The organism is Rhodococcus sp. EPR-157 (assembly GCF_001647195.1).
GTDB lineage: Bacteria > Actinomycetota > Actinomycetes > Mycobacteriales > Mycobacteriaceae > Rhodococcoides.
Window position 1 is genome coordinate 20886 of sequence record NZ_LVCV01000404.1, and the last position, 14167, is coordinate 35052.

Annotated in this window: 13 protein-coding genes; 10 read left to right on the forward strand and 3 right to left on the reverse strand. The window is 63.6% G+C overall.

Features of this window, described 5'->3' with window-relative positions; all coding sequences use genetic code 11:
- Positions 1-36: 36 nt before the first annotated feature.
- The 4 genes from A2J03_RS18810 (at position 37) to A2J03_RS18825 (ending at position 4698) form a co-directional block, all read left to right on the forward strand.
- Positions 37-447, forward strand: a complete 411-nt coding sequence (locus A2J03_RS18810) for a VOC family protein (protein ID WP_068376948.1) — start codon at positions 37-39, stop codon at positions 445-447.
- A gap of 68 nt (positions 448-515) precedes the next feature.
- Positions 516-2918, forward strand: a complete 2403-nt coding sequence (locus A2J03_RS18815) for an ATP-binding cassette domain-containing protein (protein WP_231912608.1) — start codon at positions 516-518, stop codon at positions 2916-2918.
- An 8-nt stretch (positions 2919-2926) separates the two neighbouring features.
- Positions 2927-3436, forward strand: a complete 510-nt coding sequence (locus A2J03_RS18820; RefSeq protein ID WP_068376951.1) for an alpha/beta hydrolase — start codon at positions 2927-2929, stop codon at positions 3434-3436.
- Positions 3437-3537: 101 nt separating this feature from the next.
- Positions 3538-4698, forward strand: coding sequence for a hypothetical protein (locus A2J03_RS18825; protein ID WP_068376983.1), 1161 nt, complete (start codon positions 3538-3540; stop codon positions 4696-4698).
- Positions 4699-4703: 5 nt separating this feature from the next.
- Here the strand turns inward: A2J03_RS18825 and A2J03_RS18830 are convergent, their stop codons facing one another.
- Positions 4704-5282, reverse strand: a complete 579-nt coding sequence (locus A2J03_RS18830) for a dihydrofolate reductase family protein (RefSeq protein ID WP_068376954.1) — start codon at positions 5280-5282, stop codon at positions 4704-4706.
- A gap of 79 nt (positions 5283-5361) precedes the next feature.
- Between A2J03_RS18830 and A2J03_RS18835 the strand changes: the two genes are divergently transcribed.
- Positions 5362-5928, forward strand: a complete 567-nt coding sequence (locus A2J03_RS18835; RefSeq protein WP_068376957.1) for a TetR/AcrR family transcriptional regulator — start codon at positions 5362-5364, stop codon at positions 5926-5928.
- 1 nt (position 5929) lies between these two features.
- Here A2J03_RS18835 and amaB read toward each other — a convergent pair whose 3' ends face one another.
- A complete protein-coding gene (amaB, locus tag A2J03_RS18840; protein WP_068376960.1) occupies positions 5930-7465 on the reverse strand; it encodes an L-piperidine-6-carboxylate dehydrogenase in 1536 nt (511 codons plus the stop codon).
- A 187-nt stretch (positions 7466-7652) separates the two neighbouring features.
- Between amaB and lat the strand changes: the two genes are divergently transcribed.
- The 3 genes from lat (at position 7653) to A2J03_RS30065 (ending at position 11641) form a co-directional block, all read left to right on the forward strand.
- The gene (gene lat, locus A2J03_RS18845) at positions 7653-8951 is read left to right on the forward strand and encodes an L-lysine 6-transaminase (RefSeq protein ID WP_197480853.1); all 1299 of its coding nucleotides are present in this window, start codon (positions 7653-7655) and stop codon (positions 8949-8951) included.
- A 117-nt stretch (positions 8952-9068) separates the two neighbouring features.
- Positions 9069-9431 (forward strand): PLD nuclease N-terminal domain-containing protein, encoded by a 363-nt coding sequence (locus tag A2J03_RS18850; protein ID WP_068376986.1) that lies wholly within the window; start codon positions 9069-9071, stop codon positions 9429-9431.
- A 290-nt stretch (positions 9432-9721) separates the two neighbouring features.
- Positions 9722-11641: an anthranilate synthase family protein gene (locus A2J03_RS30065; protein ID WP_082897926.1), complete on the forward strand. Its 1920-nt coding sequence runs from the start codon at positions 9722-9724 to the stop codon at positions 11639-11641.
- Here A2J03_RS30065 and A2J03_RS18855 read toward each other — a convergent pair.
- Positions 11526-12743, reverse strand: coding sequence for an MFS transporter (locus A2J03_RS18855; RefSeq protein WP_068376966.1), 1218 nt, complete (start codon positions 12741-12743; stop codon positions 11526-11528). The two genes, A2J03_RS30065 and A2J03_RS18855, sit on opposite strands and share 116 nt — an antisense overlap.
- 46 nt (positions 12744-12789) lie before the next feature.
- Between A2J03_RS18855 and A2J03_RS18860 the strand changes: the two genes are divergently transcribed.
- Together A2J03_RS18860 and A2J03_RS18865 are read left to right on the forward strand one after the other, a co-directional pair.
- On the forward strand, positions 12790-13800 hold the full coding sequence (locus tag A2J03_RS18860; protein WP_068376969.1) for a LacI family DNA-binding transcriptional regulator: 1011 nt from the start codon (positions 12790-12792) through the stop codon (positions 13798-13800).
- 110 nt (positions 13801-13910) lie between these two features.
- Positions 13911-14167: PAS domain-containing protein (locus A2J03_RS18865; RefSeq protein WP_156520457.1), on the forward strand; the 257-nt coding region annotated here is incomplete at its 3' end.

Consider the following 14167-nt stretch of genomic DNA (forward strand, 5'->3'; position numbering starts at 1 on the left):
AGCGGGGACCGGGATGCGGCACTAGCGTTCTCGGGCATGGACATCACAATTCACTCCTCGTTTCTCCCCCACGACGACGCGGACGCCGCATTGGCGTTCTACCGTGACCTGCTCGGGTTCGAGGTACGCCTCGACGTCGGGTACGACGGCATGCGCTGGATCACCGTCGGACCAGAAGGTCAGCCGAACACTTCCATCGTCCTGACGCCTCCCGCCGTCGATCCAGGGATCACCGACGACGAGCGTCGCACGATCCTGGAAATGATGGCGAAAGGCACCTACGCGGGCCTTCTACTCGCGACGCCCGACCTGGACGTCACGTTCGACAAGCTGCAGGCAGCCGACGCCGACGTGGTCCAGGAGCCGACCGAGCAGCCGTACGGCGTGCGCGATTGCGCAGTCCGAGATCCGGCGGGCAACCTTCTACGAATACAGGAAGTCCGTTGAGCTGACCGGGCTCCCACGTCCTGGTTAGATCAATTCCGTTGTAAGAAGACCTCGAGCACGCCCAGTAGATGGAGACAGACGAGATCATGGCCGCACGAACGTCGACCGCAGCACCCGAACCCCATGTTGCCGACAGCCACGATCTCATTCGGGTCAAGGGCGCACGGGTGAACAATCTTCAGGACATCAGCGTCGAGATCCCCAAGCGCAGGCTGACGGTCTTCACCGGGGTGTCCGGTTCGGGGAAGAGTTCACTCGTGTTCTCGACGATCGCCGCCGAGTCACAACGCATGATCAACGAGACGTACAGCGCCTTCGTCCAAGGGTTCATGCCGAGCCTCGCCCGGCCCGACGTCGACCTTCTCGACGGTCTGACCACCGCCATCATCGTCGACCAGCAGCGGATGGGCGCCAATCCGCACTCCACCGTCGGGACCGCCACCGATGTCAATGCGATGCTTCGCATCCTGTTCAGCCGGATCGGAAAGCCGTATATCGGTACTGCACAAGCGTTTTCGTTCAACGTCGCATCGGCATCCGGTGCAGGCGCCGTGACGGTGAACAAGGGTGGCCGGGAAAGCAAGGAGAAGCGGACGTTCAGCGTCACCGGTGGCATGTGTCTTCGATGCGAGGGCAGAGGTTCGGTCAACGACATCGACCTGACAGCGCTGTACGACGACAGCAAGTCACTCAACGACAGCGCCATCACGATCCCGGGTTACAGCATGGAGGGCTGGTACGGCCGAATCTTCCGCAGCTGCGGCTACTTCGACCCCGACAAGCCGATCGCGAAGTTCACCAAGCGTGAACTGAACGACCTGCTCTACCGCGAAGCGACGAAGATCAAGGTCGAGGGCATCAACCTGACCTACCTCGGATTGGTTCCGCAGATCCAGAAGTCGTTCCTGTCCAAGGATGTCGATGCGATGCAGCCGCACATCAGGGCGTTCGTCGAACGCGCCGTCACGTTCGACACCTGTCCGGACTGCGATGGCACGCGCCTCAACGACGGGGCTCGATCGTCGAAGATCAAGGGAATCAACATCGCCGACGCCTGTGCCATGCAGATCAGTGATCTCGCGACCTGGATCAGTGGCCTGAAGGAGCCTTCGGTGGCCCCGTTGCTGGAGTCGCTGTCGGAGACGTTGGACTCGTTCGTGCAGATCGGTCTGGGCTATCTCTCGCTCGAACGGCCCGCAGGCACGCTGTCCGGCGGCGAGGCGCAGCGCACGAAAATGATTCGGCACCTGGGTAGTTCGCTGACCGACGTCACCTACGTGTTCGACGAGCCGACCACCGGCCTGCACCCGCACGACATCGAGAACATGAACGACCTGCTTCTGCAGTTGCGCGACAAAGGCAACACCGTCCTCGTCGTCGAACACAAACCCGAGACCATCGTCATTGCGGACCACATCGTCGACCTCGGTCCCGGCGCGGGGACCAACGGCGGAAACGTGTGTTTCGAAGGTACCGTCGACGGTCTGCGTTCGAGTGACACCATCACCGGACATCACTTCGACGACCGGGCCGCGGTGAAGGATTCGGTGCGCGAGTACACCGAGGTCGTCGAGATTCGCGGAGCCGACACGCACAACCTGAAGAACGTCGACGTCGACGTCCCGCTCGGCGTGCTCGTCGTGGTGACCGGTGTCGCCGGGTCCGGTAAGAGCTCACTGATCCATGGCTCACTCTCCGGTCTCGACGACGTCGTCGCGATCGACCAGGGCGCGATACGCGGATCACGCCGCAGTAATCCGGCAACGTACACGGGGCTGCTCGAACCGATTCGCAAGGCGTTCGCCAAGGAGAACGGCGTCAAACCCGCTCTGTTCAGCGCCAATTCGGAGGGCGCCTGCCCGACATGCAACGGCAACGGCGTCATCTACAGCGATCTGGCCATGATGGCCGGCGTCGCCATCCCCTGCGAGGAATGCGAAGGCAAGCGCTTCCAGGCCGCGGTACTGGACTACCACCTCGGCGGCAAGGACATCAGCGAGGTACTGGCGATGTCCGCAGCTCAGGCCGAGGAGTTCTTCCGCGACGGTGATGCGAAACTGCCTGCAGCACACAAGATTCTGACAAGACTGGTCGACGTCGGACTCGGCTACATCAAGATCGGGCAGCCGTTGACGACTCTGTCCGGCGGTGAACGGCAGCGCCTCAAGCTGGCAACCCACATGGGCGACAAGGGCGGCATCTACGTCCTCGACGAGCCGACGACGGGCTTGCACCTCGCCGACGTCGAGCAACTCCTGGGGCTGCTGGACAGGCTTGTCGACTCGGGCAAGTCCGTCATCGTGATCGAGCACCACCAGGCCGTCATGGCGCACGCCGATTGGATCATCGACATCGGCCCAGGCGCAGGTCACGACGGTGGCCGGATCGTGTTCGAGGGGACGCCCGCCGATCTGATCGCCGCAGGATCCACCGTCACCGGCGAACACCTGGCCGCGTACGTAGGGAGGTAGCGAGCGCAATGGCTCGGCTGATGTTCTTTCACGGCGCAGGCGGATATGTCGAAGATCGCGTGTTGGCCGACGGACTGTCCGAGGCACTCGGTGCTGCTCTGACGATGCCACAGCTCCCCGACGAGGACATGTCGTACGAGGCGTGGGCGGGGCCAGTCCGGTCGTACATTCGCGAACTGGACCCGGAGGATATTGTCGTCGCACACTCCTTCGGGGCGTCGATTCTGCTGCGTGTGCTGGCGGAGAAGACGTGGGATGTCCCGACGAGAGCAACGTTGCTGGCGATGCCCGACTGGGGCCCGGACGGCTGGGCCGTGGCCGACTACGCGTTCCTCGGGCCCGAGCCCGAGGCGGCTCTGACGCTGCACCATTGCCGGGACGACGAGATAGTCGACTTCGCCCACCTATCGCTGCACGCAGCGCGGCTACCGTCCGCTCGGCTCGTCGAGCACCCGGCCGGTGGGCACCAATTCGACGGCTTGGTCGGTGCAATCGCAGCTGACGTCGGCGGACAGTAGAGGGTGCGCCATTCCCCGGCGTGCTGATTTCGTATCGGGATTTCTCCAAACCGGTCGGATCAGCTGCCCACCTGGGACGCACATCCCTTACCATCACCCAGGTGGGGGGAAACGAGAATCCGAAGGAGCGTTTGGCACGCCTGGTCATCGAGCGTGTCCAGAACGAGGGTGGGTCCGATCCGCGTCTCGATACCTCCGCGTTCGCAGTCCGGTACGACGGCAATGCCGTGCTCCCTCTGGACCATCTTCTTCGGGACACCGCGGATGCGTCCGAACTGGACCTGGAATCCCACGTCGCACACTTCGTAGCGACGACTATGTCCTCCAACGAGTGGCCCGGAAACTGGAACGACGCCCTTCCGCGGCTCAGGCCGGTTCTGAAGCCGTCGACGTACACGCTCGGGTCCCCGTCGGGCCTGCTGCTCTCCCGTCGCGTCTTCCCTCTCGTCGACGAGCTCGTCGTGGTCGACATGCCTGCCCATCGCGAAGTCGTCTCGTGGGAGACGATCGGCAAGTGGGGCGTCGACCCCTCCACGGTCTTCGCCGCAGCGCGATCCAATCTCGCGACCATCACGCAACACGCAGATCCGACGAAGGGTCGCGCGACCCAACGGCTCGTCGACAAAGGCGGTCAGTACTTCACGTCGTGGCTTCTGGATCCGGGCTGGCTCGAATCCCACCGTCGCCGCTTCGGCTGTGCGCCGGTCGCGTTCGTACCGGACGTCGATACCCTCTACGTCGTGCCGAGCGACGATTCCGCATTGCTCGCCAAGCACTTCCGGCTGATCGAGGACCAGTACACGCATACGTCACGATCACTGTCTCCGCAGGCGTACACCGTCGACGACAAAGGTACCGTCGTCACATTCGATCAGGTCCGCCCCGAGGACCCGGGCAGCAGTCGTGCCCGCTGCGTTCACATCGCCAAAGAATATGCAGCGCAGACAAGTTGGCTCACACGGCAGTACGAGCTGGATCGGATCAGCTCCGACGTCGCGACGGCCGCCGTCAAGGCAACCTCGTTCGGACCACGGACGGTGACGATCTGGGCCGACGGGGTCGACTGCACATTGCCCCAGACCGATCTCGTCGCGTTCTACCGCGACGGGTCGCCTCCGTTCTACGTGCAGTTCGAGGACGTCTCGTCGATCACGGGCATGCGACCGATGGACGGTCTCGACCCCGTTCGGTATCGCGTCCCCACCTGGCCGCCCGCTGGCATCGTCGAACAGCTTCGTGCGCACAGCATTTCGATCGACTGACAATTTCAGCGGACCATGGTGTACTCGTTGACGACGACACCGGACGCGAAAGGCATGGTGGCGACGAGATCGGCACGACTCACCGCGTAGTCCCGCTCCGCGAAGATCTTCTTTCCCGAGCCCAGCAGTATCGGATTCACCTTGAGAATCAATCGGTCTATCTCGTCGACCAGCGCCGAGGCCAGCACCCCTCCACCGGCGAGCCAGATGGCACTTCCACTGTCCTGCTTGAGCTCTCGCACGGTCTCGACCGGATCCCGATCCGTCACGGTCACTGCAGGTTCGACGCCGGCGCCGAGGTGATCGCGTGAGAACACGTACTGCCGCAGATGACCGTACGGGCCGTCCGACGGGTGTGGCCGTCCGACGTCGTAGGTGTTCCACCCCATGACGACGGTGTCGAAACGCGTCAACGGTGGCTCGAGACCCATCATCTGCAGGCCCATCGTCGGGATCGTATCGGTGTACTCCGCCAGGATCATGTCGATGTGGTCGCCCTGCTGTGGGAATGCATCGAAGGTGTCATCGGGCGCGGCGATGTACCCGTCGAGGCTGACTGCCACGTAGTAGACCAATTCACGCATGAGGTTCTCCGATCACGACGGCTGTAGTGGATACAATCTCAGACTACGACATCTGTCGTGGTTCGGCTAGTCTTTCCGCATGGCACGCAACCCTCAGCGCAGAGCCGAGCTCGCCGACGCCGGGCTACGCATACTTGCGCGGGAAGGCGCACGCGGCCTCACGCATCGTGCGGTCGACGAGGAAGCGAATGTACCGAAAGGCACCAGCTCGAACTACTTTCGATCGCGATCGGACGTCATCGCCGGCATGATCGAACGCATCGGAGAACGGCTCGCGCCCAACCCGACGATCCACCGATCACTCGCCTCGAAGACTCCGAGTCCCGAGCTGTTCGCCGACTACATGCGCGACATCGTCGCCCGGTTGCTCGGCAATCGCGACGTCACGCTCGCCCTGTTCGAACTCCGATTGGAGGCGTCGCGACGCCCGGAAATTCGGGAGGTTCTCGGCAGCTGGCAGCGATCCAACTTTCGCAGCGACGTCGAGTTCAACCTCGCCGCCGGCCTACCGGGCGGTGCACGCGAGGTCGCGCTCTTCCACTATGCGATCGACGGGCTGTTGTTCGATCGACTCACATACCCGATCGATCCGGACACCTCGACCGACGACATCGTGGACTCTCTCGTCAAGGGATTGCTGCACTGACCTACCCGAACTCCACTCCCTGGGCGAGCGGCAGCTCGTTGGAGTAGTTGACCGTATTCGTCGCCCGGCGCATATAGGCCTTCCACGCGTCCGAACCGGATTCGCGCCCGCCACCGGTTTCCTTCTCTCCACCGAATGCACCGCCGATCTCCGCACCCGACGGACCGATGTTGACGTTGGCGATCCCGCAGTCGGATCCCGCCGCCGACAGGAACTGCTCTGCCTCGCGAAGATCGGTCGTGAAGATGGACGACGAAAGCCCCTGCGGCACATCGTTGTGCAACGCAATCGCTTCCTCGAGGGTGTCGTAGGTGAGCACGTAGAGGATCGGCGCAAACGTTTCGTGTCTGACGATGTCGGTCTGCGCTGGCATCGTGATGACAGTGGGCTGCACGTAATACGCGTATTCGCCGAAGATGTCGACGCGCTGACCGCCGACCCGAACGGTGCCGCCGGCGCCCACCGCCGCATCGACAGCCTTCGCATATCCCGAGAACGCCGGGGCATCTATCAGCGGCCCCACCAACGTATCGGAATCCAGAGGCGAACCGATGGACAGCGATTCGTACGCTCGCGTGATGCGCTCGACGAGTTCCTCCGCGATGGACGAGTGCGCGATAACTCTACGCAGCGACGTACACCGTTGTCCTGCAGTGCCTGCGGCGGAGAACACTATTCCGCGCGTGGTCAGGTCGAGGTCGGCGGACGGCGTCACGATCGCGGCATTGTTACCCCCGAGCTCGAGCAACACTCGGCCGAATCGCTCGGCGACGCGGGGAGCGACTGCGCGGCCCATGCGCGTCGAACCGGTCGCCGACAGCAACGCCACCCGCGAATCGTCGACGAGTGCTTCACCCGCAACCCGATCACCGATGACGAGCTGAGCAACTTTGGGATCGACGCCTGCATTGGCGGCAGCCCGTTCGAACAACGCCTGCACTCCGAGCGCAGTCAGCGGCGTCTTCTCCGACGGCTTCCAGATGACGGTGTCTCCGGCGACCAGGGCCAGCACCGCATTCCACGACCAGACGGCGACCGGGAAGTTGAACGCCGTGATGACGCCGACGACGCCGAGGGGGTGCCACTGTTCCATCATTCGATGGCCAGGTCGCTCGGTGGCGATGGTGTTGCCGTAGAGCTGGCGGGACAGACCGACCCCGAAGTCGCAGATATCGATCATTTCCTGAACCTCACCGAGGCCCTCGGACACGATCTTGCCTGCCTCGATGGAGACAAGCGCTCCCAGATCTTCCTTGTACTCGCGCAGCAATTCGCCCAGCTCCCGGATCAGTCCCCCGCGAACCGGCGCAGGCACCGAGGACCACTCGGCAAATGCGGTCTTCGCGTCGGCGATGACGGCATCCACATCCGCGACGGTCGCCGCGGCGAGCGAGCCCAGATTGCCACCGGTGATGGGCGAACGCGCCACAATCGGCAGATGCGACTGCGAGACGTCCAGGTCGGCATGCACACCGAGCCGATCCAGGATCGAACGAGTCCGAACGCTCAACTCATCGTGGGTGACGGGTGAGGACATGTACTTCCACCTTCCGTGTGCAGTCGAGCTAGCAAGGGCGGGCCGACAGTGATTCCCAATCTAGTCGACGGCAGTGTGACAGTAAAATTTCCTGTCATGGCCAGTTGCATACGGAATATTAACGGGTATCTTGGCAATCATGACGCAGGTATTGCACTCTCCCGCTATCCGGACCGAACCCACTGTTGTGCTTCCGGGTGCGGTGCATTCCACGATCGGCCGTCACATGCTGGCGGACGGCTTCGCGATGGTGCTCGACTTGGACGCGTCGCGCGGATCGACGCTCGTCGACGCCCGCGACGGCACCGAATACCTCGATCTGTTCACCTTCTTCGCCTCCAACGCGCTCGGGATGAATCATCCGACGCTCGTCGAGGACGAGGCGTTCAAGGCCGATCTGCTGCAGGCCGCAATGAACAAGCCGAGCAACTCCGACATCTACACCACGGCGATGGCACAGTTCGTCGACACTTTCGCCCGGGTCCTCGGTGACCCGCGCCTACCGCACCTCTTCTTGGTCGAAGGTGGGGCGCTTGCCGTCGAGAACGCTCTGAAGGTCGCGTTCGACTGGAAGAGCCGCTGGAACGAAGCGCACGGTATCGACCCTGCAATAGGCACCCAGGTCATGCACCTGGAGCACGCGTTCCACGGTCGTTCGGGATACACGATGTCGCTGACGAACACCGACCCGAACAAGGTCGCGCGATTCCCCAAGTTCGACTGGCCCCGCATCCCGTCGCCGTACATCCGCGCCGGCGCAGACATGGATGCGCTCGAAGCCGACGCCCTGGCTGCGGCGCGGCTCGCCTTCGAGGCCAACCCGCACGACATCGCCTGTGCGATCGTCGAGCCCATCCAGGGCGAGGGCGGCGACAACCACTTCCGTCCGCAGTTTCTCCAGCAACTTCGCGATCTGTGCCACGAATTCGACGCACTGTTCGTCGTCGACGAGGTGCAGACCGGCGCAGGCATGACCGGAACCGCATGGGCGTTCCAGCAGCTCGGTGTGGTGCCGGACGTCCTGGCGTTCGGGAAGAAGGTGCAGGTCTGCGGAGTGATGGCCGGAGGACGCGTCGACGACATCGACGATCACGTATTCGCAGTGTCGTCGCGCATCAATTCGACGTGGGGCGGCAACCTCACCGACATGGTGCGGGCGCGTCGAATACTGGAGGTCGTCGAATCGGAGAACCTGATCGAGCGGGCCGCAGTTCTCGGCGACTCGCTTCTCCGACGCCTGCACGAGATGGCCTCTCGGCACGACATCGTCACCGAGGTGCGCGGGCGCGGGCTCATGTGCGCGTTCACGTTGCCCGACGCCGCCCTGCGCGATCGGCTCGTCGATGACCTGCGCGATACCGAGCACGTACTCGCGCTCGGATGCGGCGGTAGCGCCGTACGGTTCCGACCGGCACTGACGATGACCGAAGCCGATTTGGGGCGAGGAGTCGACGCCATCGAGCGGTGTCTGCATCGACTCGTCTGATTCGAACTGCGCGAGGTAGTGCGCATATGTATAGTTCCCCACGCGAAAGACCGACCGGTCTTTCTTGTGGGAGGCTGCACCGCTCAGGCCTCCCCGGTCGCGTTGGGGAGGACGTACGTGCCATATCTCGGCCTGATCATCATGATCCTGTGGGTGTTCTGCCTCATCGACGTCATCACCGCCGACGACTCAGGTGTGCGACACCTTCCCAAGATGCTGTGGCTACTGCTGGTGATCTTCATCCCGCTCGCCGGGTCGATCGTGTGGCTGCTGGTAGGACGGCCGATCGACGGCGGCATCTGGGGCGGCGCCGGTTCGGGACAGAGAAGCAACTCTGCGTTTCCCGAGTACGACGCCAAACCCGGCCGAGCCGTCGCGACCAACCCCGATGCGGACGAGGAATTCCTGCGTCAGTGCCGGGCTCGCGCCGAGGAACAGCGTCGGGCAGCGCGGAACCAGCGGGATCCGGAAGACAGCTAGGGCCTGAAGGCGGCTCCGCCCGCAGTGCTCGAGTGCGGCTCCGCCGCAGTGGCATGGTTAAGTGCGTTCCGATGCACTCAAGCGTGCCACTGGGGGTGGAACCCGCCTTCTCCTGCCGTGGGTGTGTACAGTGAGCGACCATGTACGCGAACCGCTCCGTAGCAGGATCATGGTGGTGGCGCTCCTAGGCGCCCACACCTCGCGTAGATCTACCTGTGGCCGCCTTTCGAGGTGGCCATTTTTCATGTCCTGGTCACTCTCGAAGTCCGTTCTCACCCGAGAGGCTTTCGATGAACGACCTGTTGACCAGAGCCCTGTCCGGCTCCGAGCACTACGCACTGCTGAGCCGTGAGCACGGCGTCGATGTCCTGATCGGGGACGTCGTCACCGTCGATTCATTGGCCGACATCCCACTCGATCCAGGGACCGACGGCCCAGACGTGCTCGCTCTCGTGCCGTTCCGCCAGATCTCCGAACGCGGATTCGTCTGCCACGACGACGATGCCGCCTTGCACTGCCTTCGGGTTCGCGAACACGCACAGGTAAGCGTGGACGAAGTACTGGCCGCCATATCTCCGACCGAGTTGAGCGTGACCGATGGCCGCTTCGAACCCGCAGACGACGAGTACGGATCGATCGTCGCGCGAGTTCTCGCCGACGAGATCGGTACCGGAGCAGGCGCGAACTTCGTCATCCGTCGCGACTTTCGTGCGCGGCTCGCTGACGCTTCGCGAAGCGGACTCGAAATCTTCCGGCGGCTGCTATTCGACGAATCCGGTTCCTACTGGACATTTTTCGTCCACACACCGTCGATCACCCTCGTCGGTGCGACGCCCGAGCGTCATGTCGGATTCGACGGCACCTCCGCCATCATGAACCCGATCAGCGGCACCTATCGACATCCGGTCGAAGGCCCTTCCGGTGAAGGCGTTCTCGACTTCCTGGGCGATGCAAAGGAGAACGCCGAACTGTTCATGGTGGTCGACGAGGAACTGAAGATGATGAGCCGGATCTGCGCGCAAGGCGGTCGCGTCATCGGGCCGCGCCTCAAGCAGATGGGACATCTGACCCACACCGAGTACGTCCTCGTCGGTGAGAGCTCGCTCGACCCACGCGAGATCCTGCGGCAGACGATGTTCGCGCCGACGGTCACCGGTTCGCCGATCGAGAACGCGGCACGCGTCATCGAACGCTACGAGACCTCCGGGCGTGGGTACTACTCAGGAGTGCTGGCGCTGTTCGAGAGTGCTCGCGGTGTGTCCACCGTCGATGCGCCGATTCTGATTCGGACCTGCGAAATCGCCCCCGACGGCGAATTGAAGATCTCGGCCGGCGCGACGCTGGTGCGCAACTCGGTTCCCGAACACGAAGTGGCAGAGACGAGATCGAAGCTCGGCGGCGTACTGGCTGCTCTCGGCGTCGAGGCCCCGAGACCGCGCGCCTCCGCAGCGGTGCGGTTGGCGGAATTTCCAGGCGTATCCGACGCTCTGGCGCATAGAAACGAAAAGCTGGCATCGTTCTGGCTCGACGAACAGCCGACGGTGGTCACAGATCTCAGTGGCAAGACCGCCGTGGTGGTGGACTTCGAGGATCAATGGACAGCGATGCTCGCGCACCAGTTGAGGCATCTCGGCATGACTGTGTCCGTCGTACGGTGGGAGGACTACGTATCGAGCGACGCCGACCTGTTGGTCTGCGGGCCGGGACCGGGTGACCCTCGCGACTCGTCGCATGCCCGGATCAGTGCGGTGGAAGCTGCTCTGCGCGAACGGCTTACGAGTGGTTCTCCGCTGCTTGCCATTTGCCTGAGCCACCAAGTGTTGGCTGGGCTGCTGGGTTTGGACGTTGTCGCACTCGACCGCCCGCAACAAGGAGTGCAGAAGGTGGCCGACGTCTTCGGGGTGACTCGCACCGTCGGCTTCTACAACACCTTCGCGGCCACCGCGGGTCCTGTCGACGGCGCCCTGGTCTCGGCGGACGGTATCGAGGTCAATGCCCTGCGGGGCAGCGGGTTCGAGTCGATCCAGTTCCACCCCGAGTCCGTACTCTCCACCGATGGTATCGAGATCCTGTCCGAGCTGGTGCACAGGTTGCTCATGCCGGCTGGCGTGCCTGTTCGGACGGTGCACGCAGACGCCCGGGGAACGCATCGCGAGCGAGCACAACCGTCAGCAGAGCTGCGGCGACCAGCAGAGCTGCGACTATCGTGACGACAGCGATACTGCTGCGATCGACGACTATGCCACCCACCAGAGCACCAGATGCGATGGCCAACTGGAATGCGACGACATAGATCGCCGACGCGCGGTCCGGGTCGTTGCGGGAGGTGTTGAGCACCGAGGACTGCAGGCACACCGGAACGGTCGTGAATGCGAATCCCCATAGCCCGATTGCGAGGACAGCAAGCACCGCAAGCGATCCCGGTACCGACTGCACGGTCGTCCACAGCACGAGCAGCGCCCCCGCTACGACACTCAACGCGCCGATGGTCGATCGGCGTGGCCACCGATCGAATGTCTTTCCGACCACCCAGATTCCGACTACGCCGCACAGACCATAGAACAACAGCATCAGTGTCAACGTCGTACCCATCGAACCGAGTCCACGATCGACGAGCAGCGAGAAGTAGGTGTATGCGATGAAGTGACCGAGCACAGCGAGGAACGTGACGACGCAGATCAGCAGCAAGGACCGATCGAGGGTTCGCGTCTTCGGCGCCCGCGACCCGACCGATTCGACCTTCATCGCCGGCAACACGAAGAACAGGGTGATGGCAATGGCCGCGGATACCAGCCCGATACACGTCGAGGCCGTCCGCCATCCGAGCCACTGCCCGAGTGCGGCCGAGAGAGGATTGCCGGCTACCAGCGCCAACGACGTTCCCGCGTACACCGTCGCAATCGCTTTGCCCTGCTTGCCCGGTGCAGCGAGTGACGCCGCGACCGGTGCGACGACAGCCCAGAACACTCCGTGCGTCGAAGCGCAGATCATTCGCGCGACCACGAGCATCGGATATCCGACGGCGATGGCCGAGATCAGTTGCGACACAGCCAGAGCAGCAACTGTGACGACAACGATGCGCCGACGCGGCCACCGCCGAACTAATGTCATGAACGGCATCGTCATCACCGCGACGCCGTACGCGTAGAAGGTGAGGAGCAACCCGACGCTCGACTCACTGACGCCCATGTCCGTCGAAATCTCCGGCAGAAGCCCCACCGGAAGCGTCTCGGCGGTGACGTAGACGAACGCGGCGGCCGCGAGCACGCTCAGGCGAAGGGCGTTCGAACCCGGCATCCTCGTGTGAATCATGCTGTGTATCGTTACACATCGGATGCGAAGACGCTAGGGTTGCGGCATGGGAACCCGCCCGACCATGGCAGACGTCGCCGCCGCCGCGGGCGTCTCCGTCATGAGCGTGTCGTACACCTACAACCAACCGGCACGGGTGTCCGAAGCGACGAGGGACAAGGTCCGCGGCGCCGCGGCCCTTCTCGGATACACCGGCCCGCACCGGGCGGCACAGTCTCTGCGCAGCGGAAAGAGCAACAACCTGGGCGTTGTACTCACCGAGAAAATCACCTACTCGTTCGAGAACGCACAGGCGCGGGCATTCCTGTCCGGTGTCGCCGAGGCCTGCCTCGACACCAACTCCGGACTCGTATTGCTCCCCAACTCGAGGATGGGTGCAGATCTGAACCGGATACGAGATGCTCACGTCGACGGTTTCGTGCTGTGGACGACCGTCGTCGACGACCCCATGCTCGACGTGGTGGTCGATACCGGAAAGCCCATCTGCATTCAGGGCGGGCCGTCGTATCCCGGGACGCAATTGATCGGGATCGACGACGTCGTCGCTGCGCGCGCGGTCGGAGCGGTCGGGATCGAGGGTGCGAAACATCCTGCGGTGATCAGCTTTCCGCGTGATCGGGATCGCCGGACCGAAATCCTCTTCGGCCCCGACCCAGACGACGCCACGTTCCCGGTCACCGCCGCGCGACTGACTGGATACCGACAAGCCGTCGTCGACGCCGGTGTCGACTGGGCAGACATCCCGGTCGCGTTCGTCGCCACCAATTCACGCGACGAAGGTCGTCGAGCGGCCGAGGAGCTGATCGACCGCGGGTACGACGCGATCCTGTGTACCAGTGACGATCTCGCCCTCGGTGTCCTGGATGTCGGGTCCGACGTCCGGGTCACTGGCTGGGACGACTCGGAGGCTGCACAGGAGGCCGGGCTCACCACCGTCGCACAGTCCTTGTACGACCAGGGCCGTGATGCCGCCCGCTGGGTGCTTGGAACACTGCCGGAGATCGTGGACGCTCCCTGGTCGCTGAAGATCCGGCGTTCAGCCGAGCGTCACACGTAGAGCCCGGACGTCTTCATGCCGTACAAAACAAGGGCGTTGCCCTGTTTCTAGCGCGAAAGCAAACCTAGGGGCTATTCTTGGGTCCGGTCGACCGGCCGTAGGGGGGAAGCGTGAGTACAGTGCCGTCAGCGCCTCGCCCTACCTCGGTGAACCCGTTCGCATGCTCCTACGGCGATCTGGATTCGATGACGGCTCCCCTGCTGATGGTCGACAGCGTATTCACTGTCACCTACGCCAACCCCGCGGCGATTACGCTGTTCGCGGCGCCTGCCGACCGAGTCGTCGGTCACTGTATGGATGCGTGGTTCACCGGAACCGCGTGGACCGAGTTCACGAGCGCCTGCGCCGCCACCGACACTGCCGTCTT

Excerpts from the sequence above, each read along its gene's own strand:
- A2J03_RS18810 (WP_068376948.1), top strand. The coding sequence starts at position 37 with ATGGACATCACAATTCACTCCTCGTTTCTCCCCCACGACGACGCGGAC.
- A2J03_RS18815 (WP_231912608.1), top strand. The coding sequence starts at position 516 with ATGGAGACAGACGAGATCATGGCCGCACGAACGTCGACCGCAGCACCC.
- A2J03_RS18820 (WP_068376951.1), top strand. The coding sequence starts at position 2,927 with ATGGCTCGGCTGATGTTCTTTCACGGCGCAGGCGGATATGTCGAAGAT.
- A2J03_RS18830 (WP_068376954.1), bottom strand. The coding sequence starts at position 5,282 with ATGCGTGAATTGGTCTACTACGTGGCAGTCAGCCTCGACGGGTACATC.
- A2J03_RS18835 (WP_068376957.1), top strand. The coding sequence starts at position 5,362 with ATGGCACGCAACCCTCAGCGCAGAGCCGAGCTCGCCGACGCCGGGCTA.
- amaB (WP_068376960.1), bottom strand. The coding sequence starts at position 7,465 with ATGTCCTCACCCGTCACCCACGATGAGTTGAGCGTTCGGACTCGTTCG.
- A2J03_RS30065 (WP_082897926.1), top strand. The coding sequence starts at position 9,722 with ATGAACGACCTGTTGACCAGAGCCCTGTCCGGCTCCGAGCACTACGCA.
- A2J03_RS18855 (WP_068376966.1), bottom strand. The coding sequence starts at position 12,743 with ATGATTCACACGAGGATGCCGGGTTCGAACGCCCTTCGCCTGAGCGTG.
- A2J03_RS18860 (WP_068376969.1), top strand. The coding sequence starts at position 12,790 with ATGGGAACCCGCCCGACCATGGCAGACGTCGCCGCCGCCGCGGGCGTC.